The sequence below is a fragment of the Streptomyces manipurensis genome, from assembly GCF_049570255.1.
GTDB lineage: Bacteria > Actinomycetota > Actinomycetes > Streptomycetales > Streptomycetaceae > Streptomyces > Streptomyces manipurensis.
In genome coordinates this window covers 3,941,367-3,964,665 of record NZ_CP186950.1, presented here as the reverse complement: position 1 = coordinate 3,964,665, position 23,299 = coordinate 3,941,367, and the positions used below count along the sequence as shown (strand labels likewise).

At 72.8% G+C, this 23,299-nt stretch carries 24 protein-coding genes; 7 read left to right on the top strand and 17 right to left on the bottom strand.

Annotated elements, in window-relative coordinates:
- Window positions 1-25 precede the first annotated feature (25 nt).
- The 3 genes from ACPU2J_RS18370 (at window position 26) to ACPU2J_RS18360 (ending at window position 2,587) form a co-directional block, all read left to right on the top strand.
- Window positions 26-514 carry a carboxymuconolactone decarboxylase family protein gene (locus tag ACPU2J_RS18370; RefSeq protein WP_420080099.1) on the top strand — a complete coding sequence of 163 codons (489 nt, stop codon included), beginning with the start codon at window positions 26-28 and terminating at the stop codon, window positions 512-514.
- A 129-nt stretch (window positions 515-643) separates the two neighbouring features.
- On the top strand, window positions 644-1,555 hold the full coding sequence (locus ACPU2J_RS18365; RefSeq protein ID WP_423833641.1) for a PP2C family protein-serine/threonine phosphatase: 912 nt from the start codon (window positions 644-646) through the stop codon (window positions 1,553-1,555).
- Window positions 1,556-1,627: 72 nt separating this feature from the next.
- Window positions 1,628-2,587 carry an MASE1 domain-containing protein gene (locus ACPU2J_RS18360; protein ID WP_365491366.1) on the top strand — a complete coding sequence of 320 codons (960 nt, stop codon included), beginning with the start codon at window positions 1,628-1,630 and terminating at the stop codon, window positions 2,585-2,587.
- A gap of 87 nt (window positions 2,588-2,674) precedes the next feature.
- Here ACPU2J_RS18360 and ACPU2J_RS18355 read toward each other — a convergent pair whose 3' ends face one another.
- From ACPU2J_RS18355 to ACPU2J_RS18305, 11 genes are all read right to left on the bottom strand, one after another.
- The gene (locus ACPU2J_RS18355) at window positions 2,675-3,553 is read right to left on the bottom strand and encodes an alpha/beta hydrolase family protein (RefSeq protein WP_420080101.1); all 879 of its coding nucleotides are present in this window, start codon (window positions 3,551-3,553) and stop codon (window positions 2,675-2,677) included.
- A gap of 171 nt (window positions 3,554-3,724) precedes the next feature.
- Complete coding sequence (gene kynU / locus ACPU2J_RS18350) at window positions 3,725-4,924, bottom strand: kynureninase (RefSeq protein WP_423833640.1); 1,200 nt, start codon at window positions 4,922-4,924, stop codon at window positions 3,725-3,727.
- Window positions 4,917-5,765 carry a tryptophan 2,3-dioxygenase family protein gene (locus ACPU2J_RS18345; RefSeq protein ID WP_361593575.1) on the bottom strand — a complete coding sequence of 283 codons (849 nt, stop codon included), beginning with the start codon at window positions 5,763-5,765 and terminating at the stop codon, window positions 4,917-4,919. Before ACPU2J_RS18345 ends, kynU begins: the two co-directional genes overlap by 8 nt.
- Before the next feature lie 166 nt (window positions 5,766-5,931).
- Window positions 5,932-6,345 carry a DUF3151 domain-containing protein gene (locus tag ACPU2J_RS18340; protein WP_365076173.1) on the bottom strand — a complete coding sequence of 138 codons (414 nt, stop codon included), beginning with the start codon at window positions 6,343-6,345 and terminating at the stop codon, window positions 5,932-5,934.
- A 138-nt stretch (window positions 6,346-6,483) separates the two neighbouring features.
- Window positions 6,484-7,506 (bottom strand): class II fructose-bisphosphate aldolase, encoded by a 1,023-nt coding sequence (fbaA, locus tag ACPU2J_RS18335; RefSeq protein WP_420080103.1) that lies wholly within the window; start codon window positions 7,504-7,506, stop codon window positions 6,484-6,486.
- Window positions 7,507-7,787: 281 nt separating this feature from the next.
- Entirely contained in the window at window positions 7,788-8,327 is a 540-nt protein-coding gene (pyrE, locus tag ACPU2J_RS18330; protein WP_420080104.1) for an orotate phosphoribosyltransferase, read from the bottom strand.
- Between the two features lie 100 nt (window positions 8,328-8,427).
- A complete protein-coding gene (locus ACPU2J_RS18325) occupies window positions 8,428-9,216 on the bottom strand; it encodes an aldose 1-epimerase (RefSeq protein ID WP_361593583.1) in 789 nt (262 codons plus the stop codon).
- 114 nt (window positions 9,217-9,330) lie between these two features.
- Entirely contained in the window at window positions 9,331-10,248 is a 918-nt protein-coding gene (locus tag ACPU2J_RS18320; protein WP_423833639.1) for a CoxG family protein, read from the bottom strand.
- 32 nt (window positions 10,249-10,280) lie between these two features.
- Window positions 10,281-11,924: a polyamine aminopropyltransferase gene (locus tag ACPU2J_RS18315; protein WP_423833638.1), complete on the bottom strand. Its 1,644-nt coding sequence runs from the start codon at window positions 11,922-11,924 to the stop codon at window positions 10,281-10,283.
- 135 nt (window positions 11,925-12,059) lie between these two features.
- On the bottom strand, window positions 12,060-12,611 hold the full coding sequence (locus tag ACPU2J_RS18310) for a DUF2617 family protein (protein WP_420080107.1): 552 nt from the start codon (window positions 12,609-12,611) through the stop codon (window positions 12,060-12,062).
- Between the two features lie 324 nt (window positions 12,612-12,935).
- Window positions 12,936-13,187 (bottom strand): hypothetical protein, encoded by a 252-nt coding sequence (locus ACPU2J_RS18305; RefSeq protein ID WP_361593591.1) that lies wholly within the window; start codon window positions 13,185-13,187, stop codon window positions 12,936-12,938.
- A gap of 126 nt (window positions 13,188-13,313) precedes the next feature.
- On the opposite strand from ACPU2J_RS18305, the gene ACPU2J_RS18300 reads away from it, so the two are divergent.
- Window positions 13,314-14,504 carry a pyridoxal phosphate-dependent aminotransferase gene (locus tag ACPU2J_RS18300; RefSeq protein ID WP_423833637.1) on the top strand — a complete coding sequence of 397 codons (1,191 nt, stop codon included), beginning with the start codon at window positions 13,314-13,316 and terminating at the stop codon, window positions 14,502-14,504.
- Between the two features lie 224 nt (window positions 14,505-14,728).
- Window positions 14,729-15,823, top strand: coding sequence for a glycosyltransferase family 39 protein (locus tag ACPU2J_RS18295; RefSeq protein ID WP_423833636.1), 1,095 nt, complete (start codon window positions 14,729-14,731; stop codon window positions 15,821-15,823).
- A gap of 18 nt (window positions 15,824-15,841) precedes the next feature.
- Here the strand turns inward: ACPU2J_RS18295 and ACPU2J_RS18290 are convergent, their stop codons facing one another.
- Both ACPU2J_RS18290 and clpB read right to left on the bottom strand, forming a co-directional pair.
- Window positions 15,842-16,381: a YbjN domain-containing protein gene (locus ACPU2J_RS18290; RefSeq protein WP_361593599.1), complete on the bottom strand. Its 540-nt coding sequence runs from the start codon at window positions 16,379-16,381 to the stop codon at window positions 15,842-15,844.
- Window positions 16,382-16,538: 157 nt separating this feature from the next.
- Window positions 16,539-19,139, bottom strand: coding sequence for an ATP-dependent chaperone ClpB (gene clpB / locus ACPU2J_RS18285; protein WP_423833635.1), 2,601 nt, complete (start codon window positions 19,137-19,139; stop codon window positions 16,539-16,541).
- A gap of 136 nt (window positions 19,140-19,275) precedes the next feature.
- Here clpB and ACPU2J_RS18280 point away from each other — a divergent pair, with 136 nt between their 5' ends.
- Window positions 19,276-19,698 carry a pyridoxamine 5'-phosphate oxidase family protein gene (locus tag ACPU2J_RS18280; protein WP_361593603.1) on the top strand — a complete coding sequence of 141 codons (423 nt, stop codon included), beginning with the start codon at window positions 19,276-19,278 and terminating at the stop codon, window positions 19,696-19,698.
- Between the two features lie 126 nt (window positions 19,699-19,824).
- Here the strand turns inward: ACPU2J_RS18280 and ACPU2J_RS18275 are convergent, their stop codons facing one another.
- The gene (locus ACPU2J_RS18275; RefSeq protein WP_361593605.1) at window positions 19,825-20,139 is read right to left on the bottom strand and encodes a (2Fe-2S)-binding protein; all 315 of its coding nucleotides are present in this window, start codon (window positions 20,137-20,139) and stop codon (window positions 19,825-19,827) included.
- Window positions 20,136-20,411, bottom strand: a complete 276-nt coding sequence (locus ACPU2J_RS18270) for a hypothetical protein (RefSeq protein ID WP_420080111.1) — start codon at window positions 20,409-20,411, stop codon at window positions 20,136-20,138. The genes ACPU2J_RS18275 and ACPU2J_RS18270 overlap by 4 nt, the downstream gene beginning before the upstream one ends.
- An 84-nt stretch (window positions 20,412-20,495) precedes the next feature.
- On the opposite strand from ACPU2J_RS18270, the gene ACPU2J_RS18265 reads away from it, so the two are divergent.
- Window positions 20,496-21,569, top strand: coding sequence for a helix-turn-helix transcriptional regulator (locus tag ACPU2J_RS18265; protein WP_361593607.1), 1,074 nt, complete (start codon window positions 20,496-20,498; stop codon window positions 21,567-21,569).
- A 72-nt stretch (window positions 21,570-21,641) separates the two neighbouring features.
- On the opposite strand, the gene ACPU2J_RS18260 is transcribed toward ACPU2J_RS18265, so the two are convergent.
- Both ACPU2J_RS18260 and dnaJ read right to left on the bottom strand, forming a co-directional pair.
- Window positions 21,642-22,112, bottom strand: coding sequence for a heat shock protein transcriptional repressor HspR (locus ACPU2J_RS18260; protein ID WP_423833634.1), 471 nt, complete (start codon window positions 22,110-22,112; stop codon window positions 21,642-21,644).
- 1 nt (window position 22,113) lies between these two features.
- Window positions 22,114-23,292 carry a molecular chaperone DnaJ gene (dnaJ, locus tag ACPU2J_RS18255; protein ID WP_361593611.1) on the bottom strand — a complete coding sequence of 393 codons (1,179 nt, stop codon included), beginning with the start codon at window positions 23,290-23,292 and terminating at the stop codon, window positions 22,114-22,116.
- Between the last annotated feature and the right edge of the window lie 7 nt (window positions 23,293-23,299).

Here is a 23,299-nt window from a genome sequence, read left to right as displayed (position 1 = left end):
CACCGATTCCGAGGAGACAGCAGCCATGACGAACACCCCGATCTCCCGCATGCCGAACCCGTCCGACCTCGTCCCCGAGCTGAACGACGTCAGCGCCGCCCTCTTCCGGGCGACCGGGAACCGCTCCGTCCCGCGCACCACGATCAGCCTGGTCCACCTGCGCGCCGGGCAGATCGCCGGCAACACCTACCTGACCGTCCTGAACACCGGCTTCCTGCGCAAGGCCGGCGAGACCGAGGAGCGCATCACCGCCGTGTCCTCGTGGCAGGACGCCCACTGCTTCACCGACGCCGAGCGCGCCGCGCTCGCCCTGGCGGAGGCCACCCTCCAGCCGGCCCCGTACGGCCGCGAGCGGGTCACCGACGCGCTGTACGCCGAGGTGGCGGAGCACTACGACGAGAAGGCCCTCGCGACCCTCACCATCGCGATCGGGCAGATCTCCTTCTTCATGGCGCTGGCGGTGATCGGCAAGCCGCAGCCGGTCGCCTCCCTGGCCGACGAGCAGTGGGCCTGACGGACGCGGAGCGGCTGGGGGGCGGCTCGGAGGCGGCTCGGGGGGCGGCTTGCGGGGCCCGGAAATATGATGTCCACGGGCCTTCGCGGAGCGGGAGCAGAGACGGATGGACGATCATCGGAGGTTTCCGTGACCCCCCGTCGCCATCCGCGGGCGGACAGCGCCGACCTGCTGAGCATGCTCGGACGGCTGACCGCCCAGGCACGCCAGGGGGTGGAGCTGCAGCAGGCCAGGGTGGAGCTGGCCGAGGCCCTGCAGCGCGAGATGCTGCCCGCCGCCCTGCCCATGCTGCCGGGCCTGCGCTCCGCGGCCCGGTACGCGCCCGCCCGGCACGGCCTCGACATCGGCGGTGACTGGTACGACGGCTTCGCGCTGGCCGAGGGCGGTCTGGCCTTCTGCATAGGCGACGTCCAGGGACACGACGTGGAGGCGGCGTCCTTCATGGGGCAGGTCCGGATCTGCCTGCGGGCCGTCGCCGCCGTGGTCCGGGACCCCGGTGAGGTCCTGAGCAGGGCCAACGAGGTGCTGCTCTCCATGGACCGGGAGCTCTTCGCGACGTGCAGCCTGCTGCGCTTCGACCCGCGGACCCAGGAGCTGGAGACCGCCCGGGCCGGTCACGTGCCCTCCGTCTGGGCCACCGTCGACGGGGAGTACGGCATCACCGACGACGACGGCGGCCCGCCGCTGAACGTGCGCCCCGGCGCGGCGTACGCGGTGACCCGCCGCCGGCTCACCAAGGCGGGGTCGATCGTGCTGCTCACGGACGGGGTGGTGGAGGGGCCCCGGTTCCCGATCGAGACGGGACTGGAGCGGGTGGCCGCCGTCGTCCGGGAGGGCGCGGGCACCGACCCGGACGAGCTGGCCGCCGAGGTGATGAAGGTGGCGGACTCCACCGGTCATGCCGACGACGCCGCGGTGCTCGTCCTCAGCCACGAGGCGACCGTCTCCCCGCCCCAGGGCCCGCCGAACGCACCGCACGCGGGCCGGGAGCACGCGGATCCGGCGCGCGACGGACCGCGGGAGCACGCGGACCCGGCGTGACCGGCAGGGCGCACCCGGGCCCGGCTCGCGCGTGTCATGCCCCGGCCGGGCACTCGCCTGTTGTCTGATGCTGTGGTGCGCATCGAGGAATGGCGACGTCTGCCCGCGGCCCTTGCCGCGATCCTCGGCGTCGCCTTCGCCTACTACCTCGCCGGATGGATCGGCCTGCACCAGCGCGTGGTCGTCGAGGGCGCCGAGGTCACGCCGCTGTGGCTGCCCACCGGGATCGCCCTCGCCGCGCTGCTCTGGCTGGGCCTGCCGGCCTGGCCCGGGATCGCCCTCGGCACCTTCCTCGCGATCGAGCACATCAGCACGTTCGACCTGGCCGACCTGGGGATCGCCGCGGGCAACACCCTGGCGCCGGTGTGCGCGTACCTGATGCTGCGCAAGGTCGGTTTCCGCACGGAGGTGGACCGGCTGCGGGACGGGCTGGCGCTGGTGTTCCTCGGCGGCCTGCTGCCGATGCTGATCAGCGCGACGGCCGGCACCTGGACGCTCGTCCTCACCGGGGACCTGCCCTCGTCCGAGTTCTGGCCGGTGTGGGCGGCCTGGTGGGCGGGGGACGCGATGGGCGTGCTGGTGGGGACGCCGGTGCTGCTGGTCCTGCCCCGGTTCCACGTGTCCCGGGACATCTACCGGGCCGCGGAGGCGGCGGCCCTCATGGCCACGTGCATCATCGTCTCGCTCGTCGTGACGCGCAGCACCCTCTCGCTGCTCTTCCTCGTCTTCCCGGTGCTGATCTGGGCGGCCGTGCGCTTCCAGCTCGCCGGGAGCGCGCCGTGCACCCTGATCGTGTCCGTGCTGGCGATCTCGGCGGCGACGGACCAGGCCGGCCGGTTCGCCGACCACAGCCTGCTGGAGGTCATGGTCAACCTCCAGGCCCTCAACGGAGCGGCCGCGCTGACCGGACTGCTGCTGTCCGCCCTCGTCACCGAGCACAACAACATCCGCATCAAGATCGAGCAGGTCTGTGAGGACCTGGCCGAACTCGTGGAGCACCTCTCCCCGGGCCGCAGCGGCCCGGACCTGTGAGCCGCGCCGTCGCGGACGGGCCGTGAGCAGGGCCGCCGCACCAGGGCCGCGGCCCTGAGCGAGGCCGCAGCACCAGGGCCGCGGCGGCTACCAGGCCAGCTGTGAGATCTCCTCGGCGACCACCGCGCACGCGTCCGCCGCCGGGTCGATCAGCGGGAAGTGGCCGACGCCGTCCAGGAGGGTGAGCCCCACCATCTCGCCCGCCTTCGCGGCCGCCGCCACGTACGCCTCGGCGACCTGCTGCGGGACCACGATGTCGTCGCGGCCCTGGACCACCGCGGTGGCGATCCCCGTCGGCAGCAGCGACGCCGGATCCGCCGACGGGAGCCGCTCGTCCCAGTGCTCGGGGCCGCCGAGCAGCTGGGCGCTCGCGCCGCCGCACACCTCCAGCTCCTCGGCCACCGCGAAGTCGGCGATGGGGGCGAGCGCCACCACGCCGCGCAGTTCCGGCGGGGCGGGCAGCCGCCACGGGGAACCGTACGGGAGGACGTGCCGGGCAGCGGCCCACAGCGCGAGGTGGCCGCCGGCGGAGTGGCCGGTGACGACGGTGCGGCGGAGGTCGGCCTGCGGGAGGGCCGTCGCGGCGAGCGAGGGGAGGGCGTCCATGGCGGCGGCGACGTCGTCGAAGGTCTCCGGCCAGCGGCCGGCGACCGGGCCGCCGGAGTTCTGGTGCGGCAGCGAACTCCCGCGCCGGTATTCGACGTTGGCCACGGCAAAACCGCGCCGGGCGAGGAAGTCCGCGAAGGGGGTGACGTGCTGCCGGTCGTACGGGGCCCGCCACGCGCCGCCGTGCAGGACGACCACCAGCGGCACCGGGCCGCGGGGTTCGCCGCGCGGGGCGTAGAAGTCGACGACGTGGTCGGGGTGTTCGCCGTAGGCGGCCGTCACGTCCGGCGCGACCGCCGGGTGGGCGAAGGCCGAGGCGGCCTCGGCGGCGTCCCGTTCCACGGCGGCGGGGTCCGTCATCGGGTCAACCTTTCGGTAACGCGTGGGACAGCGGGGACAGGTGTTCCGGTGTCTCGGCAGAGCGGGACCGTATCAGTCCGGAAGGGGAACTTCCGTGCGGAGCCCGAAATATGCCGGGGCGGACGGAGCCACTGCCCCGTCCGCCCCGCGATGTGACGTTTCGCTACCGGGTCACCCGAAAACGTGACCCAGGGTGCGCGCCGCGCGCTCGGCGTCGGCGAAACCGACGTAGAGCGGGGTGAAGCCGAAGCGCAGGACGTCGGGCGCGCGGAAGTCCCCGATCACGCCCCGGGACACGAGCTCGCGCATGACCTCGCGGGCGTCGTCGGTCCGCAGCGAGACCTGGCTGCCGCGGTGGTCGTGCTCGACCGGGGTGACCGACTCGACCCGGCCCTGCGGGACGTACGCCGCCACGCAGTCGAGGAAGAAGTCGGTCAGGTCCAGGGACTTGGCCCGTACGTCCTCGACGGCGACCCCGTCCCAGGCGTCGAGCGCCGCCTCCAGGGCCAGCATGGACAGGATGTCCGGGGTGCCGACGCGGCCGCGGCGCACGTCCTCGGCCGCCTCGTACTCGGGGGTCATCGCGAAGGGGTCCGCGTGACCGTTCCAGCCGGGCAGCGGGGAGTCGAACGCGGCCTGGTGGCGGGCGGCGATGTAGAGGTACGCGGGGGCGCCGGGGCCCCCGTTGAGGTACTTGTACGTGCAGCCGACCGCCAGGTCCACCGCGTGCGCGTCAAGGCCCACGGGGAGGGCTCCGGCGGAGTGGCAGAGGTCCCAGACGACGACGGCACCGGCGGCGCGGGCCGCCGCCGTGAGCCCGGGCAGGTCGTGGAGCCGGCCGCTGCGGTAGTCGACGTGGTTGAGCAGGACGACGGCGGTGTCGTCGTCCATCGCCGCGGCGGCGTCCGACGGGTCCACGGGGACGACCGTCAGACCCGCCATCCGGGCCGCCGAGCGGGCTATGTACCCGTCGGTGGGGAAGGTGGCGGAGTCGACCAGCAGCCTGGTCCGGCCCGGCGCCGAGAGGCGGGCGGCGCCGACCAGGGCCTTGAAGAGGTTGACGCTGGTGGAGTCACCGACGACCACCTGGCCGGGGGAGGCGCCGACGATCGGGGCGATCTTGTCGCCGATCCGCTCGGGCGCGGTCCACCAGCCGCTCTCGTCCCAGGAGCGGATCAGCAGCTCGCCCCACTGGCGGGTGACGACGTCGGCGGTGGTCCCGGCGACGTTGGCGGGGAGGGCTCCCAGCGAGTTGCCGTCCAGGTAGACCACCCCGTCGGGCAGGGTGAAGCGCTCGCGCAGCGTGGCGAGTTTGTCGGCGGCGTCGAGTTCGGCAGCGCGTGCGCGCAGGTCGGCCGTGGTGTCAGACATGGCTGCGGGCCGTCCAGAGCTCGGGGAAGACGTTCTTCGTGGCGCGCTTCTCCAGCCAGGTCACCCCGGCGGAACCGCCGGTGCCGGTCTTGGCGCCCATCGCGCGGCGGGTGGCCGTGAGGTGGTCGTTGCGCCAGCGCCAGACCAGTTCGGCGACGTCGGTGAGCACCTCGCCGAGGCGGTGCAGGTCGTGGTGCTCGTCCGGGGCGGCGTACAGGCCGGTCCAGACGGCCTCGACCTCGGGGGAGGCCTCGTAGCGCAGCGACAGGTCGCGCTGGAGGACGGATTCGGGGACGGGCAGGCCGCGGCGGGCCAGCAGCCGCAGCACCTCGTCGTAGAGGCTGGGCTCGTGCAGGGCCTTCTCCAGCTCCGCGTGGACGCGCGGGGCGCCGCGGTGCGGGACGAGCATGGAGGAGGACTTCTCGCCGAGCAGGAACTCCATCCGGCGGTACATCGCCGACTGGAAGCCGGAGCCCTCGCCGAGGGCGCCGCGGTAGGCGTTGAACTGTGCCGGGGTGAGCTGCGCCAGCGGGCGCCAGGAGGCGTTGAGGGCCTCCAGCTCGCGGAGTGAACGTTTCAGCGCGTCCATGGCCACCGGGATGCGGTCCTCGCTGAGGGCGTTGGCCGCCGTCTCCCACTCGTGGACGATGACGGTGAACCACAGCTCCATGACCTGGGTCGTGACCAGGAAGACCATCTCGCCCGGGTCGTCCGAGCGCAGCTGCTGGAGGTGGGTGAGGACGTCCGCCTGGACGTAGTCCTCGTAGGGGGTGGTGCCGTCGAAGTCGAGGTTCGGGGTGTCCGACCCGCCGACTCCGGAGGCATCAAGGGCGTTCGACATTTCTGTCTCCTCGACGCGTGCTTCCGGGTAGCGGTCCGCTCCTTCCGTGAGGTGAGTGGAGCCCCGGTCCCCTGCCCGCATCATAGGACGCCCCCGCGCATCCGCTCCAGCGGGGAGTGACGCAGACCACACGTGGTGTCGGTGCGCCGCTCCCCGCCGTACGGGGTCAGGCGCCCAGCGTGTCGGCCGCCGTCGGGGAGGAGTCCCGCAGGAAGGTCGTGCAGCGCTCGAACTCCTCCTTCTCGCCGATCGCCCCGGCCGCCCGGGCCAGGGCGTTCAGGGCGCGCAGGAAGCCGCGGTTCGGCTCGTGCTCCCACGGCACCGGGCCGTGGCCCTTCCAGCCGGCCCGGCGCAGCGCGTCGAGACCGCGGTGGTAGCCGGTGCGGGCGTAGGCGTACGACTCCACCGTGCGGTCGGCGGCGAAGGCCTCGTCGGCGAGGACCGCCCAGGCGAGGGAGGAGGTGGGGTGCGCGGCGGCCACCTCGACGGCGGGGGTGCCGGCGGCGATGGCCGCCCGGCCCGGCTCGTCGGGGAGGTGGGTGGGGGCGGGACCCCCGAGCAGGTTCTGGTGAATGGACATGCACCCAGTGTGCCGGGAGCGGCGCGGTGCTCCGTCGATCACCTCCCGGCCGCGGCCCCGAGGACGGCCCGGCGGGAACGCCGGAGGGCCCGGCCCACCGTCAGAGGACGGCGGGCCGGGCCCTCCGGGGCCGACCGGCTACTTCAGCCGGGTGCCGGTGGAGCGCAGGTTCGCGCAGGCCTCGGCGACGCGCGCGGCCATGCCGGCCTCGGCGGCCTTGCCCCAGGTGCGCGGGTCGTACTTCGACTTGATGCCGACCTCGCCGTCGACCTTCAGCACACCGGCGTAGTTGCTGAACATGTGGTCCACGACCGGGCGGGTGAAGGCGTACTGGGTGTCGGTGTCCAGGTTCATCTTGACGACGCCGTTGTCGAGCGCGGTCGCGATCTCCTCGGCGGTGGAGCCGGAGCCGCCGTGGAAGACGAAGTCGAACGGCGAGGCCTTGCCGTACTTCTCGCCGACGCCCGCCTGGAGGTCCTTGAGCAGCTCGGGACGCAGGACGACGTTGCCCGGCTTGTAGACACCGTGCACGTTGCCGAAGGACGCGGCCAGCAGGTAGCGGCCCTTCTCGCCCAGGCCCAGGGCCTCGGCGGTGCGGATGGCGTCCTCGACGGTGGTGTACAGCTCGTCGTTGATCTCGTGGCTGACGCCGTCCTCCTCGCCGCCGGTCGGGGTGATCTCGACCTCGAGGATGATCTTCGCCGCGACGGCCTTGGCGAGCAGCTCCTGACCGATGGCCAGGTTGTCGGCCAGGGTCTCGGCGGAGCCGTCCCACATGTGCGACTGGAAGAGGGGGTTCAGGCCGCGGGACACGCGCTCGGCGGAGATGTCCAGGAGCGGACGGACGTAGCCGTCCAGCTTGTCCTTGGGGCAGTGGTCCGTGTGCAGCGCGACGGTGATGTCGTACTTGGCCGCGACGATGTGGGCGAACTCGGCCAGGGCGACGGCGCCGGTGACCATGTCCTTGTTGTGCTGGCCACCCAGGAACTCCGCACCGCCGGTGGAGATCTGGATGATGCCGTCGCTCTCGGCCTCCGCGAAGCCGCGCAGTGCAGCGTGCAGGGTCTGGGACGAGGTCACGTTGATGGCCGGGTAGGCGAACTTGCCTGCCTTCGCCCGGTCGAGCATCTCGTTGTAGACCTCGGGGGTTGCGATGGGCATCTGTCCGCTCCTTGGTTGTGCGGGGAGTGTGCTTCTTGCGGGCCCTGACCTGGGGGCGACGTCATCGTCGCGCCTATCTTTCCAGACTCCGCGCGAGGGTCCAGCCCACCGGTCTCACGTCGTGGGCGAACGGCCCGGGACGTTTCACGTGGAACATCCCGGGCGTTCGGGAAAGGGCAGGTCAGGCCGCTCCTCAGGGGTGTGCGGGACCGTTCGTCCCCCGTTGTCGCACTGGCCGGTAGCCGGTGGACGCCCCCGCGGACAGGGCCTGCGAACAGTGCCTAGGACAGGCCGAGGTCCCCGAGGCGGTAGCCGGTGAGGTACGGCAGGCCGGCCTCGGCGATCGCGTCGGCCGCACCGCGGTCGACGATCGTGGCGACGGCGACGACCTCGCCGCCCGCCTCGCGGACCGCCTCGACGGCGGTCAGCGGGGAACCGCCGGTCGTCGAGGTGTCCTCGACGACCAGGCAGCGCTTGCCCTTCACGTCGGTGCCCTCGATACGGCGCTGCATGCCGTGGGCCTTCTGGGCCTTGCGGACGACGAAGGCGTCGAGGCGCTCACCGCGCGCGGCGGAGGCGTGCAGCATCGAGGTCGCGACCGGGTCGGCGCCCAGGGTCAGACCGCCGACGCACTCGTAGTCGAGCTCGGCGGTGAGGTCGAGCATGACCTGGCCGACCAGCGGGGCCGCCTCGCCGTCGAGGGTGATCCGGCGGAGGTCGATGTAGTAGTCGGCCTCGCGGCCGGAGGAGAGGATCACCTTGCCGTGCACGACGGCCTTGTCCTTGATCTGCTGCAGAAGCTCATCGCGTACGTCACTCATACCGACGAGCTTAGGGCCCCGGCCGGACCCCGGCGGAACGGCCCGGCGGGTGTCCGGCCGGGCCGACCGGGCGGGCCCGGCACGATCCGCAAGAGACGGCCTAGCCGAGCCGCCGCCAGGTCCAGGTGGTGGAGACCTCCAGCGGGTCCACGGGCGTGACCAGGCGCGGGAGGGTGTTGAGGCCGTTCGGCGGGCCGGACTGCGGCTCCACGCAGACGGCTTCGGCCTCCTCGTCGTAGACGACCACCCACTCGGCGCGGCTGGTCACGCGCAGTTCGAGCTCGCCCGGCCAGGTGAGCCTGGCGTCGACCCCGTCGGGCATGCCGAAGCAGTCGTCCCAGGGCCCGGGCTTCGGGTCGATCCGCCGTCCGTTCGGAAGGTGGTCCTCGCCCCGTTCCTCCTGCCACGCGGGGGAGAAGTCGAGCCGGGCGTCCTCGCCCCCGGCGCCGAGGTTGCGCCGGAACCAGGGGTGCCAGCCGACCTGCGCCGGGAAGGAGTCCTCGTACGTCTCGACGCCCATGGTGAGGGTCAGCGCGTCGGGGGAGAGCTCGAAGACCTGGGTGACCCGGCCCGGGTAGGGCCACGGGTCGACCAGGTCGTAGGTGAAGGCCGCCTGGGTGGCGGTGGATCCGGCGGGCCGCCAGGGCGCGTCGCGGCCGAACCCGTGCAGCGCGTGCGGCGGGTGGTTGAGCGGCATCTGGTGGACGGTCCCGCCGTCGCGGAAGCGGCCGTTCTCCATCCGGCCGCACCAGGGGACCATCGGGAAGGCCCCGAACCGGGGTCCCTGCCGCAGCAGTTCCGTCCCGTCGATCCTCAGGCTGCCGATCCGGCAGCCGTTCTCCTGGTCGACCGTCACCTCGGCGCCGCCGGCGCTCAGTTGCGTACTCATGCGGTCGACCCTAAGGGCTGCCCGGCCGGTGGGCCGGGGTGTACTCGCGCAGGTGGCGGCACCGGCCGGACCGTCCGGCCGGGCGGACACCCGGGCCGGTCCCGGCGGCGGCGGTCAGCGACGGCGGCGCAGGGCCCGCCCGATGACGACGGCCGACGCGATGGCGAGGGCCGCGGCCGGGGCGATCCACCGCATGCTGTCGCCGGAGACCGCCGCGGCCGGGGCGGGGACGGGCGCGTAGCGGCCGCGCGGGGGCGCGTGGTCCACCTCCTCCGCGCTGCGGCCGATCATCGTCCGGCGGGCGTGGGCCGCCTCGGCCGGAGGCCGCGGGGTGGTGCCGCCGCTGCCGGCACCGGCCCGGTCGAGCTCCTCGAACCCGCCGGCCAGGAAGGGGTCGACGGAGGGGTCCAGGGACGGGGGCGGCACCTCGGTCTCGAAGAGGGAGGCGCCGGCCTCGGGACGGCCGCCGTCCTCCTCGCCCCCGGCGGGCCCCTCGGTGCCCCGCCCGTCCTCCGCGCGCTCGGCCTCCTCGGCCGCCTCGCCCTCCGCCACCGGGTCGTCGACCCCGGACGCGGAGCCGGCGGCAGGTGAGGCGGATCCGGCGGTGGCCCCGGCGGCCAGCCGGTCGGCGGCCCGGTCGAGGAGCCGCTGCACGGCGGTGGCCGCGGCCTCGGGGGTGAAGGCGGCGGCGCGGCCGTCCGCGGTGGCCGCGCCGGTGAAGTCCAGCCGGGTCCCGCCCTCGGCCGGGGTCAGCCGCAGTTCCAGGGAGAACTTCACGGTCCCGCTGCCCCGCACCTCCGTGCCCTCACCCTCAAGGGTGAAGTGCTCCGGGTCCTGTTCGGTGACGTCCGCGGTGCCCCGGTAGGTCACGGTGCTCGCGCCGACCCGCACCTTGAGCCGGCCGGCGAACGGCCCGCTCCCGGCGTCGGCGTCCTGCTGGATCCCGGGCACGCACCGGGCGGCCCGGGCGGGGTCGCGCAGCACGGCGCGGAGGTCTTCTGCCGGTACCGGAACGAACACCTGATGCTCCATGCGGTCGAGCCTACGGCCTGGAGCGCACGGGGTCACGAATACCGCGGGTGCGGCAGCGTCGAGGGGGGAAGTCCCCCGAGGCGGGTGCGTTCCGCGTCGCGCGCCGCGTCCTGGAGGGATCCGGTCGACAGCGAAAGCAGTACGGGAGCGGCGCGGTCGACGCGCAGCGGGGGGACGGCGTCGCGGGCGGCCAGGACGAAGCCCCAGTCCTGCGGCGGTGTGGCGATCGCCCCGAGGGGGCTGCGGTCGGGTCCGGCGGCGAAGCCGGTGAGCCGGCCGCCCGCGCTGTAGGGGGCGGTGTGCAGACCGGCGGCGCGGAGGGTGGAGTCGACGGTCCAGTACGTGCGCGGGCGCGTGGTCAGAGGTCCGGCGTGCACGGCCATCCGGCCCCCGGGGGCCAGGGCCCGCGCGGCCAGCCCGTAGAACTCCTGCGAGTACAGCTTGGTGCTGGGGGTGATGCCCGGGTCGGGGAGGTCGGAGACGATGACGTCGTACCGCTCGCGGGCGGCCGGGCCCCGCAGCCAGTGGAAGGCGTCCTCGGTGACGACGGCCAGCCGCGGGTCCTCGTAGGCGCGGGCGTTGAGCGCGGAGAGCATCGGGTCGGTGCGGGCGACGCGGACCACGCCGGGGTCGAGCTCCACGACGGTGACGTCGGCGACGTCCCGGTAGCGGAGCACCTCGCGGGCGGCGAGCCCGTCGCCGCCGCCGAGGACCAGGACCCGGGTGCGCCGTCCGGTCATGGCCGGATGGACCAGCGCCTCGTGGTAGCGGTACTCGTTGTAGCCGCTGACCCGCAGGCGCCCGTCGAGGTAGAGGTCGAGCGAGCGCGGGGAGCCGGTCGCGGGACCGGTGAGGACCAGCTCCTGCACGCCGGTCCGGACGGCGACCCGCACCTCCCCGCCGTAGACGGCGCGCCGGGCCATCCGCTCGAAGTCGTCGGCGAGGACGGTCGCGGAGGCCAGGACGGCGAGGACGGCGAGGTTCACCACGATCAGCAGCCGGCGGCAGCGGCGGCTCAGGTCGCCGTGGAAGAGCCACAGGACCAGCCCGCCCCCGGCGATCGCGTTGACGGTGCCGGTCAGCATGGCGCCGGTGAGCTGCCCGAGCACCGGCAGCAGCAGGAACGGGAAGGCGAGGCCGCCGATGAGGGCGCCGACGTAGTCGGCGGCGAACAGGTCGGCGACCGCGCCGCCCGCGTCCTGCCTGCGGATGCGCTGGATGAGGGACATCAGCAGCGGGATCTCCGCCCCGATGAGCACCCCGATGGCGAACGAGAACGCGATGAGGACCGGGCGGGACTCCCCCAGCCAGGCGAAGCTCGCGTACAGCGCCATGGCGGACAGGCCGCCGAGCAGGGCGAGCCCGGCCTCGACGGCGGCGAATCCGAAGGCGGGCCGGTGCCGCAGGCGCTTGGCGAGCAGCGACCCGACGCCCATGGCGAAGACCATGACGGACAGCACGACCGACGACTGGGTGACGGAGTCCCCGACGAGGTACGCGCCGAGGGCGAGGAGCTCCAGCTCGTACACGAGCCCGCAGGCGGCACAGACGAACACGGTGGCCAGGACCAGGAGCCGGCCGGTCCGGGGCCGTACGGGCAGGGCGGCCGGGACGGTCGCGGCGCCCCGCGGCTCGGGGGACGGGAGCACCCGGCGCGGGACGGAACGGTCGATCATGCAGCGAACCGTACGTCACCGCCCACGTACATCCGGTCACCCACATGGGTGCAACTGACGTACCGATCCCACCAGTTGGAGTAACCGCACCGCAGGTCCGCGCCCCGCGCGGACCCCCGGGACACCACCCGCCTCCTACAGCAGCGCGGGCGTCTCCCGCGCCGCCGGGGCCACCGCGTCCGCCCGCGCCGCCCCCACCCGGGTCCGGGTGGCCACCAGCTGGCCCTCCTGCGGGTACGCGTGCCAGGTGCGCCAGCGCACCTGGCCCTCGTGGCGCTGCGCGAGCATGGCCGTGAAGGCGTGCGGGCTCCCGGGAAAGGTGCCCGCCAGCCCGTTCGGGTGGTCCGCGACCAGGGCGAGCAGCTCCTGCGCCCGTCCCGCGAAGGACCCGCGCGACAGCGTCTCCACCCGCGCGGCGAACTCGTACTCCCAGTCGCCCACCTGCTTCGCGACGCCGAGCGGCAGCGGCGTGCTGCTCCCCGGCATACAGGCGACCGTCTCCGAGCAGAGCACGTCCCGTTCCTCCAGCAGCACCTGGTGGGAGGCCCCGAGCAGGCGCAGCTCGACCTTCGCACCCGAGAGTTCGAGGTTCAGTACGGCCAGGGCGGGCAGCCGGTCCCGACCCAGGGCCCAGGCGAGGTCGGCTGCACGCGTGTCGGTGTAGGAGGTCTGGAGGGTCGTGAGCATGAGTCGGCTCCGCAAACGCGCGAGGGAGAGGGGCCGGGCCCGCCAGCGGTAGCAAGCACGGGTGGGGGGAATCCGGCACGGGTCCACAGGAAGTCCCGGGAGGTCCGGGGACTGGTCTACTCAACCGAGGGAATCATGAAATGCACGGCGCTCCCCTCGTTTTTACCCAACTTGACGGGGTTTACATCCCCCCGGGGGCTCGGCAGTTCACGTGTTCAACACGGCGCTTCCCGCGCGTCGGGATGCACGGGCAGAAGAGAGGGCGCCGGACGGCGCAACGGCCGTCGGGCGCCCCGGTCGGCGGCGGCTCCCGCCGCCGACGTGTCAGCTGGAACCGCCGCACCCTCCGCCGCCCCCGCAGGAGGAGGACGACCCGCAGGACGACGAGGAGCCGCAGCCCCCCGAGGATCCCCCGTCGCCCGCCCACCAGCTGGAGCCGGAGCCGGAGCTGCGCCTGCGCGAACGGTGCGGACGCGAGCCCGCCCGGCCGGCCCGGGACCGGACCAGCCGGCTCAGGGCGAAGACGGCCAGCAGGCCCACCGGAACCACGACGAGTGCCACCAAGACGAACGTCATGTCCGCCCCTCTCTCACGCCCCGGTCCTCCCGGGGAGCGGGATCCCCGCGTCCCGCGTGGAGTGGGGATTCCCGGGGCCCGCACGGCCCAAAGCACACTTGAGCAAGTCCAGAGGTTGCCCGCAGGATGACGCCCATGAGCGCACCTGTGAGCAGCGACCGCCCCTTCCTCAACCGCCGTCTGGCGTCCTTCGGCACGACGATCTTCGCGGAGATGTCGGCGCTGGCCGCACGCACCGGTTCGATCAACCTCGGCCAGGGGTTCCCCGACACCGACGGCCCCGCGCAGATCGCCGAGGCGGCCTCCCGCGCGGTCCTGACGGGCCTCGGCAACCAGTACCCGCCCGGCCCGGGCGTCCCGGAGCTGCGCACCGCGATCGCCGCGCACCAGCAGCGCTTCTACGGCCTGGAGCACGACCCCGACACCGAGGTCCTGGTCACCGCGGGCGCCACGGAGGCCATCGCCGCCTCCCTGCTGGCCCTCCTGGAACCGGGCGACGAGGTCATCGCCCTGGAGCCGTACTACGACTCCTACGCCGCCTGCATCGCGATGGCCGGCGCCACCCGCGTGCCCGTCACCCTGCGCCCCGACGGCGGGCGCTTCGTCCTCGACCTGGACGAGCTGCGGGCCGCCGTCACCCCGCGCACCCGGCTGCTCCTGCTGAACACCCCGCACAACCCGACGGGCACCGTCCTGACCGCGGACGAGCTGACGGCCATCGCCGCCCTCGCGGTGGAGCGCGACCTGCTGGTGGTCACGGACGAGGTGTACGAGCACCTGGTCTTCGAGGGCTCCCACCTGCCCCTGGCCGGCTTCCCGGGCATGCGCGACCGCACGGTCACCATCTCCTCGGCCGGCAAGACCTTCTCGTTCACCGGCTGGAAGGTCGGCTGGATCACCGCCCCGGCGGAGCTCGTCGCGGCGGTCCGCTCCGCGAAGCAGTTCCTCACCTACGTCTCCTCCGGCCCCTTCCAGTACGCCATCGCCGAGGCCCTGCGGCTGCCCGACGACTACTACGACGCCTTCCGCGCCGACCTGGCCGCCAAGCGCGACGTCCTCGCGGACGGCCTGGCCGCGGCCGGGTTCGAGGTCTACCGCCCCCAGGGCACGTACTTCATCACCACCGACATCACCCCGCTCGGCGAGAAGGACGGGCTCGCCTTCTGCCGCGCCCTGCCGGAGCGCTGCGGGGTGGTCGCCATTCCCAACCAGGTCTTCTACGACGACAAGTCCGCCGGCGCCACCCAGGTCCGCTGGGCGTTCTGCAAGAAGGCGGAGGTCCTCCAGGAGGCCGCGGACCGGCTGCAGCGGCTCTGAGGTGCAGCCGCGCGTGCCCGCCCGCTCACCCGGAGTGTTCGATTTCACCGGAGGTTCCGGGGTCATTCACCCCCGGCGGGACGCCCGGCGATCTATGGTGCCCGGGGTGCTCCGGATCCGGACGGGTGTTCATGGACAGCGCGGGAAAGTCGGGGGAGATGACGGCGACGGGCAGTGCACCGGTTTCCGTGCGGCCGCGGCCGCAGTACCTCCGGACCGCCGGCGTGCCCGCCGCCGTGATCGCGCTCGGGGTGTTCGCGGCCGTCCGGCTGGCCGGGGCGGTGGTGCTGGCCGGCGCCGCGCTCTGGGCCGGCCGCAGCCCCGTGCGGGTGCTGGGGCACTCCTGGGACTCCGTCTGGTACCTCGCCATCGCCCGGCATGGCTACGGCCGCACGCAGATGTGGCCGGTCACCGGGCTGGTGCAGAGCGACTACGCCTTCTTCCCGCTCTATCCGCTGCTGGTGCGGCTGACCGGCGGCGGCGAGTGGGGGGCGCTGTTCGTCTCCTGGACCGCCGCCGCCGTGGCCGCGGTCGGCGTGTACCGGGTCGGCGAGCTGGTGGCCGGGCGGAGGGTGGGGGTGCTGCTGGTCGCCCTGTGGTCGGTGGTCCCGCACGCGGTGGTGCTCACCCTGGCCTACACGGAGCCGCTGCTCGTCGCTCTCGCCGCCTGGTCGCTGTACGCGCTGCTGCGCGAGCGCTGGACGGTGGCGGCCCTGCTGGCCTCCGTCGCCGGGCTGACCCGCCCGACCGGGATCGCCGTGGCCGCGGCCGTGTCCGTCACCGCCCTGCACGCCCTCCTCACCCGAAGATCCCGGGGGCCCGCCGTGTGGGCGGCCGGGGTGCTCGCCCCGGCGGGCTGGCTTGCGTACGTGGCGGCCGTCGGGGTGCACCGCCGCGACCCGGCCGGCTACTTCGACGTCCAGCGCCAGTGGGGCTCCCGCTTCGACGGGGGCGGCTACGTGCTGAACCAGGTCTGGCGGGTGCTGAGCGGCGGCCCCGTCGCGCTCGCCACCGCCGTCACCGCGGCACTGCTCGGGGCGGCCCTGCTGCTCGCGGTGCTGCTGCTGGTGCGGCGGCCCGCTCTGCCGCTGCCGCTGCTCGTCTACACCGCCGTACTGCTGGTGATCGGCATCGGCGGGGCGGGCTACTTCGAGTCCAAGCCGCGCTTCCTGCTCCCGGCGTTCCCGCTGCTGCTGCCGCTGGCGGCCGTCATGGCAAGAGCCCGGCCCCGCTCCGCGGTCGTGGTGACCGCGGGGCTGGCCGGGCTCTCGTACGCCTACGGGGTGTACCTCCTGGTCATCGCCAAGATGCCCCTGTGACGGCGGCGCGGGCGGGGGTCAGTTGTCCCCGCCGTCCTTGTCCTCGCCGTCGCCCGAGTCGATGTCCTGCTCGAGGCCGAGCTGCTCCGTGAGCCACTTGTCGAACTCGATGGAGGCACGGACCCAGCTGACCGTGGAGGACACGAAGTGCTCCAGGTTCACGCCGGTGCCGATCAGCATCTGCGCCTCGCCGATCAGGCGGACCGAGCCGTCGTCGTGGGTGTGGCTGTAGACCTTGGGCCACAGGGTGCGGCGGTTCCAGTCGTCGATCGACTCGAGGAGCTGGGGCTTCTCCTCGATCTTGTGCGGACGGTCATAGAAGGTCCGCACCGAGAAGACCTGCTGCTCCGCCTCACCGCGGAACATGAAGTACGTACGGAACTCCTCCCACGGCGCCGCGAGGTCACCCTCGTCGTCGACGACGTACTTGAGCTCCATCTGCTCGAGCAGCTGCTTGACCAGATCCTGGTCGGGGACGACGGGGCCCGCCGGTCCTGTGGCCTGCGGATCGGGCTGCTGCCCTCCGAAGTTCGGAATCGAGGCCGGGTCGATGCTCACCGTGTATTTCCCTTCGTGCGGATACCTGCATCCTCCCCCATCCCGCCCACCCCGTGTCCAGCCCGACGGCCCCGGATCCGCTCCGGGCGGACAGGGGTGCACCCCGCGCACGTTCCTGTACGCGGGGTGCACCGGCGGCGCCCTGCCGCGGGGATGCTCAGAGGGCCTTGCCGACCAGCAGGTCCCCGTCCGCCACGTCGACCCGGACGGTGTCCCCGTCGCGGACCTCGCCGGAGAGGATCTCCTTCGCCAGGCGGTCCCCGATGGCCGTCTGGATCAGGCGGCGCAGCGGGCGCGCTCCGTACGCCGGGTCGTTGCCCTGCTCGGCCAGCCAGGCCAGGGCGGCCGGGGTGACGTCCAGGGTGAGGCGCCGGTCGGCGAGCCGGCGGGCCAGGCGGCCGATCTGCAGCTCGGCGATGTGCGCCAGCTCGTCCCCGCTCAGGGCGGAGAAGACCACCAGGTCGTCCAGGCGGTTGAGGAACTCCGGCTTGAAGCTCGCCCGGACCACGTCCAGGACCTGCTGCTTCTTCCGTTCGGCGGGGGTGGCCGGGTCCATCAGGAACTGGCTGCCCAGGTTGGAGGTCAGGATGAGGATGGTGTTGCGGAAGTCGACCGTACGGCCCTGGCCGTCCGTGAGGCGGCCGTCGTCGAGGACCTGGAGCAGGATGTCGAAGACCTCCGGGTGGGCCTTCTCCACCTCGTCCAGGAGCACCACGCTGTACGGGCGGCGGCGGACGGCCTCGGTGAGCTGGCCGCCCTCCTCGTAGCCGACGTAGCCGGGCGGGGCGCCGACGAGCCGGGCCACGCTGTGCTTCTCGGAGTACTCCGACATGTCGATGCGGACCATGGCCCGCTCGTCGTCGAAGAGGAAGTCGGCGAGCGCCTTGGCCAGCTCGGTCTTGCCGACGCCCGTCGGGCCGAGGAAGAGGAACGAGCCGGTCGGCCGGTCCGGGTCGGCGATGCCGGCGCGGGTGCGGCGCACGGCGTCGGAGACGGCCCGCACGGCCTCGGTCTGGCCGATCAGGCGGCGGCCCAGCTCGTCCTCCATGCGGAGCAGCTTCTGGGTCTCGCCCTCCAGCAGCCGGCCGGCGGGGATGCCGGTCCAGGCGCCCACCACGTCCGCGATGTCGTCCGGTCCGACCTCGTCCTTGACCATGGTGTCCTTCGAGCTGCCGGCCTTGGAGGCCTCGGCCTCCTCCTCCGTGGCCTCGGCGAGCTCGCGCTCCAGGGCCGGGATCTCCCCGTAGAGCAGCTTGGAGGCGGAGTCGAAGTCGCCGTCGCGCTGGGCGCGCTCGGCCTGGCCGCGCAGGTCGTCCAGGCGCTCCTTGAGCTCGCCGACCCGGTTGAGGGACTGCTTCTCCTTCTCCCAGCGGGCGGTCAGGCCGCGCAGGTCCTCCTCGCGGTCGGCGAGGTCCTTGCGCAGCTTCTCCAGCCGCTCGCGGGAGGCCGGGTCGGACTCGTTCTTGAGCGCGAGCTCCTCCATGCGCAGCCGGTCCACGGAGCGCTGGAGCTCGTCGATCTCGACGGGCGAGGAGTCGATCTCCATGCGGAGCCGGGACGCGGCCTCGTCGACGAGGTCGATGGCCTTGTCGGGCAGGAAGCGGGAGGTGATGTAGCGGTCGGAGAGGGTCGCCGCCGCCACCAGCGCGCTGTCGTTGATGACGACCTTGTGGTGGGCCTCGTAGCGGCCCTTGAGTCCGCGCAGGATGGCGATGGTGTCCTCGACGGAGGGCTCGGCGACCAGCACCTGCTGGAAGCGCCGCTCCAGCGCCGGGTCCTTCTCGATGCGCTCGCGGTACTCGTCGAGGGTGGTCGCGCCGACCATGCGCAGTTCGCCGCGGGCGAGCATGGGCTTGAGCATGTTGCCCGCGTCCATGGCGGAGTCGCCGCCGGCGCCCGCGCCGACGACCGTGTGCAGCTCGTCGATGAAGGTGATGATCTGGCCGTCGCTGGACTTGATCTCTGCGAGGACGGTCTTCAGGCGCTCCTCGAACTCGCCGCGGTACTTGGCGCCCGCGACCATCGCGCCGAGGTCGAGGGAGACCAGCCGCTTGTTCTTGAGGGACTCGGGGACGTCGCCCTTGACGATGCGCTGGGCGAGCCCCTCGACGACGGCGGTCTTGCCGACGCCGGGCTCGCCGATCAGCACCGGGTTGTTCTTGGTGCGCCGCGAGAGCACCTGCACGACGCGGCGGATCTCGTGGTCGCGGCCGATGACGGGGTCGAGCTTGCCGTCGCGCGCGGCGGCCGTGAAATCGGTGCCGAACTTCTCCAGGGCCTTGTACTGGCCCTCGGGGTCGGGGGTGGTCACCCGCCGTGCTCCTCGTGCGTTCTGGAAGGCGTCCAGCAGCTTCTTCGCCGTCGCGCCCTGGGCGGAAAGGACCTCACCGGCCGCGCCGCCCTTGGCGGCGATGGCGATGAGGAGGTGTTCGGTGGACAGGTACTCGTCGCCGAGCTTGCCCGCCTCGGCGTCGGCCTCGGCGAGTACGGCGAGCAGCTCGCGGGTGGGCTGCGGGGGCGCGACCGTGGAGCCGGTGACGCTGGGCAGCGCGGCGAGGATGCGCTCGGCGCCGGCCCGGACGGCGGCCTGGTCGGCGTCCGTGGCGATCAGGAGGTCGACGACGTTCTCGTTGTCCTCGCCGGCGAGCAGGGCCAGCAGCAGGTGCGCGGGGGTCAGGTCCGCGTGGCCGTCCTTCACGGCCCTGCCGGTGGCCGCGTTCAGCGCGTCCCGGCTCTTGTTGGTCAGCTCGGCGTCCACTGCCGTATCTCCTCTCCCGGAGGGTTGTGCACAGTCTGACAGAGTCAGCGTATGCAAAGTTGAGTCTATTCCACTCAAGACATCTGAGGGGCCAACTCCGGCGAAACATTCCGGCCCGGCGCCGTACGCTTCGGCCATGTCCCATGACGTACTCAACCCGACGCCCGAGTACCTCGCCTTCTGGCGGGAGCGGCACGTCTGCACGCTGACCACCCCGCGGCCCGACGGGACCCCGCACGTGGTGCCGGTGGGCGTGACCTACGACCCGGAGGCCGGCCTGGCCCGGGTGATCAGCAATCGGCACAGCAAGAAGGTCCGCAACGTCCTGGCGGCGCAGTCCGGCCCGGAGGGCGGGGCGCGGGTGGCGGTGTGCCAGATGGAGGGGCGGCGCTGGGCCACGCTGGAGGGCCGCGCGGTGATCCGCACGGACGAGGCGTCGGTCGCCGACGCGGTGGCGCGTTACGCCGAGCGGTACGGGCGGACGCCCTCGCCCAATCCCGACCGGGTCGTCATGGAGATCGCCGTGGACCGGACCATGGGGTCCCGCGCGATCCGTTGATCCTTCATCTTGTCCGGATCAGGCACTGGACGCGCACATCACAACGGCGCCATCGTGGTCAGGTCCACGATGGCGCCGTTGTGTGGGGGTAGCACCTGAGCGATCTGCAACGACGGGGGAATCGCTTCAGGCACTGCGGGGGGTGGCGGTGGTGATGTCGGGTTCGAAGAGCTGGTGGTCGCGCTGGTCGAGATTGACGAAGACCATCCCGTAGCGCACCTCGCAGCGGACGGGCTGCGGTGCGCCGCGCGGGCGGCGCAGGCACCGGTAGGCACGTACGTCCTCGTCCTCCTCGCGCACGATGACGATCGGCTGGCCGAACAGGGTGACCATCAGCGAGTCGCCGGGGTGGGGGACGGCGGTCGCGAGGTCGATGAACTGCCAGCCGGAGCGGTAGGCCGACGCCATCTCGCGGCGGAAGCCGCGGTCGTCGGGGGTCATGCGGACACCGTCACAGGAGCCTCGGTCCAGCCGGTATCGCCCTTGCCGCCCAGCTCGGCACTGGTCCAGCCGGTGTCCGCGTACTTGCCCACGGGTGCCGTGGTCCAGCCGGTGTCGAACTCCGTGCTCGTCAGGGTCGTACCCCGACCGTCCCTAGCGCTCCCCGCGTCACTTTCGACGGCGCTGACTGCCCCAAAAACCGCAACGGCGGAGAAACCTATGGCAAGCACCGAGCGAAGCATTCTCTTGTACATGGTCGGCTTCGTCCTCACTTGATGGAATCCTCTCCCCCGCGTGTCAGACGATGGCTCATTCAGGCACGTCAATGCCATGGGGACGATGCATCATGTTCTTGCATGTTCAGGACCCTGGGGGGTGGAGATTTGACGCATAACCGGACAATGGCGACACATCCCCACCCCGTCACGTCCATGTGCGCCGAGGGGACGCGGCTCTACGCGGCCGCGCTGAGCACCGGCCGGATCGCCCGGGGCGAGATCAAAAACGCCCCCTGCCTGCTGGAACTCGCTCTTCTGCAGCCCGACCCGGACGACGCGAACCAGCTGCGACCGGTTCCCCCGTCCGTCGCACTGGCCCAGCGGCTCCATCCGATTGAACGCGAGATCCAGGACCGCCGACGCAGCGCTGTAGATCTCACCGACACTTTCGAGCCTTTCCTCGCCATCAGCGCGCAGAGCCCGGCCGACACCCATGCCATCACGGTGCTGGAGGGTTTCGAAAGGATCAACGCCGCACTCAACCTGGCGACGGCCGAATGTCATACGGAGGTCCTGACGGTCCAGCCCGGCGGAGCGCGGCCCTCCGAGGCCCTCACCCAGGCCCTGGAACGCGACCAGCCGTTGATCGACCGTGGGGTCAGCATACGGACCCTGTACCAGCACACCGCACGGCACAGTCAGGGCACGCTCGCCTACGTGGACCGGATATCCACCGGGAAGGTGGAGATCCGCACCCTCGAGGAGCTGATAGAGCGCCTCATCATCTTCGACCGCACCGTGGCCTTCATCCCGGTCAGCGACGACCGCCGGGTCGCCCTGGAGCTGCGCCACCCGGGCCTGGTCGACTACCTCATCAAGGTGTTCGAGCAGCTGTGGCACCGCGCCGTGCCCCTCCAGGAGGAAGTGACCTACCGCAGCACCCCCGGCGGCATCACCGGCGTGCAGCGCAGCATCGCCCAGCTCCTCATCGAGGGCCACGTCGACGAGGCCATCGCCCGCCGCCTCGGCATGAACGTGCGCACCTGCCGGGCCCACATCGCCAAGCTCGCGACGACACTCGGCAGCGGCAGCCGGGCCCAGCTCGGCTACCTCATCGCCCAGTCGGGCATCCTGGGCCGCCCCTCTGCCCCGTCGCTGTGCGAACCGGAGCACGGGCCCCACGCGTCCGGCCCCGGCCCCGAGGACCTCTAGGACGCCCTCAGGCCCCGCCCCGGGAGGGGCGGGGCCTGAGGGCGTCACGAACGGGGCGCGAGGGCCGGCCGGTCAGTCCAGCGGGCGCTTGGGGCTCGGCCGCCAGACCACCAGGGCGCTGCCCGGCTGCGGCGGCTGGTACGGGACCAGGTCGCGCCGGTACGAGGCGTGCACCTGGGCCTCGCGGGCCCGCAGGGTGGCGGCAGCACCGTCCACCGCGGCGGAGAGCTCGGCGACGCGCTGCTGGAGCGCGGCCACCTGGTTCTCCAGTTCGATGATCCGCTTGATGCCGGCCAGGTTGATGCCCTCGTCCTGCGACAGCGCCTGCACCGTGCGGAGCAGCTCGATGTCGCGGGCCGAGTAGCGCCGGCCGCGGCCGGCCGTACGGTCCGGGGAGACCAGGCCGAGGCGGTCGTACTGACGCAGGGTCTGCGGATGCAGACCGGAGAGCTGGGCGGCCACCGAGATCACGTAGACCGGGGTCTCGTCGGTCAGTGGGTAGGCACCAGTGCCGGAACGGGACTGTCGTCGGCGGCCGTCCATGTCATGCTCCCTTCGCGGACTCGAACAGCGCGGAGCGCGGGTCCTGCGACTCCGTCGCCTCGCGGTACATCTCCAGCGCCTCGCGGGCCTTGTCCGACAGCTCCGTCGGAACCGCCACCTCCACGGTGACCAGCAGGTCGCCGCGGGTGCCGTCCTTGCGGACCGCCCCCTTGCCGCGAGCCCGCATCGTACGCCCGTTCGGGGTACCCGGGGGAAGTTTCAGCGTGACGGACGGGCCGTTCAGGGTCGGGACCCTGATGTCGGCACCGAGGGCGGCCTCCGCGAAGGTGACCGGGACGGTCACCGTCAGGTTGTCGTCCTTGCGGCCGAACACCGGGTGCGAGTCGACGTGCACGACCACGTAGAGGTCGCCGGCCGGACCGCCGCGCTCGCCCGGAGCGCCCTTGCCGCGCAGCCGGATCCGCTGGCCGTCGGAGACGCCCGCCGGGATCCTGACCTGCATGGTGCGGGAGCTGCGGGCCCGGCCGCTTCCCTTGCAGATGTCGCAGGGGGTCTCCGCGATCAGCCCGCGGCCCTTGCAGTCCGCGCAGGGGTCGGTCAGCGAGAAGCCGCCGCCGCTGCCGCGCGAGACCTGGCCGGTGCCGACGCAGGTCGGGCACACCCGGGGGGTGCCGTTCTTGTCGCCGGTGCCCGAACAGGCCTTGCAGGGGGCCTGCGAGGACATCCGCAGCGGGACGGTGGCACCGTCCACCGCCTCCGTGAAGGAGAGGGTGACCTCCGACTCGACGTCCTGGCCGCGGCGCGGCTGGGCGCGGGTGCCCGCACCGGGGCCGGCGCCGCGGTTGAAGAGGCCGCCGAAGACGTCGCCCAGGCCGCCGCCGAAGCCGCCGGCCTGACCGCCCTGCTGGGTGCCGCCGAAGAGGTCGCCCAGGTCGAAGTTGAACGAGCCGCCGCCGCCCGGCCCGGGGCGGAAGCCACCGTTGCCGAACAGCGCGCGCGCCTCGTCGTACTCCTTGCGCCGCTTGGGGTCGCCGAGGACGTCGTTCGCCTCGGAGATCTCCTTGAAGCGCTCCTCGGCGGAGGCGTCGCCCTTGTTGGCGTCCGGGTGGAACTCGCGCGCGAGCTTCCGGTACGCCTTCTTGATCTCGGCCTCGGTGGCGTCCTTCGGGACACCGAGGACCTTGTAGTAGTCCTTCTCGACGAAGTCCTTCGTGCTCATCCCCGGT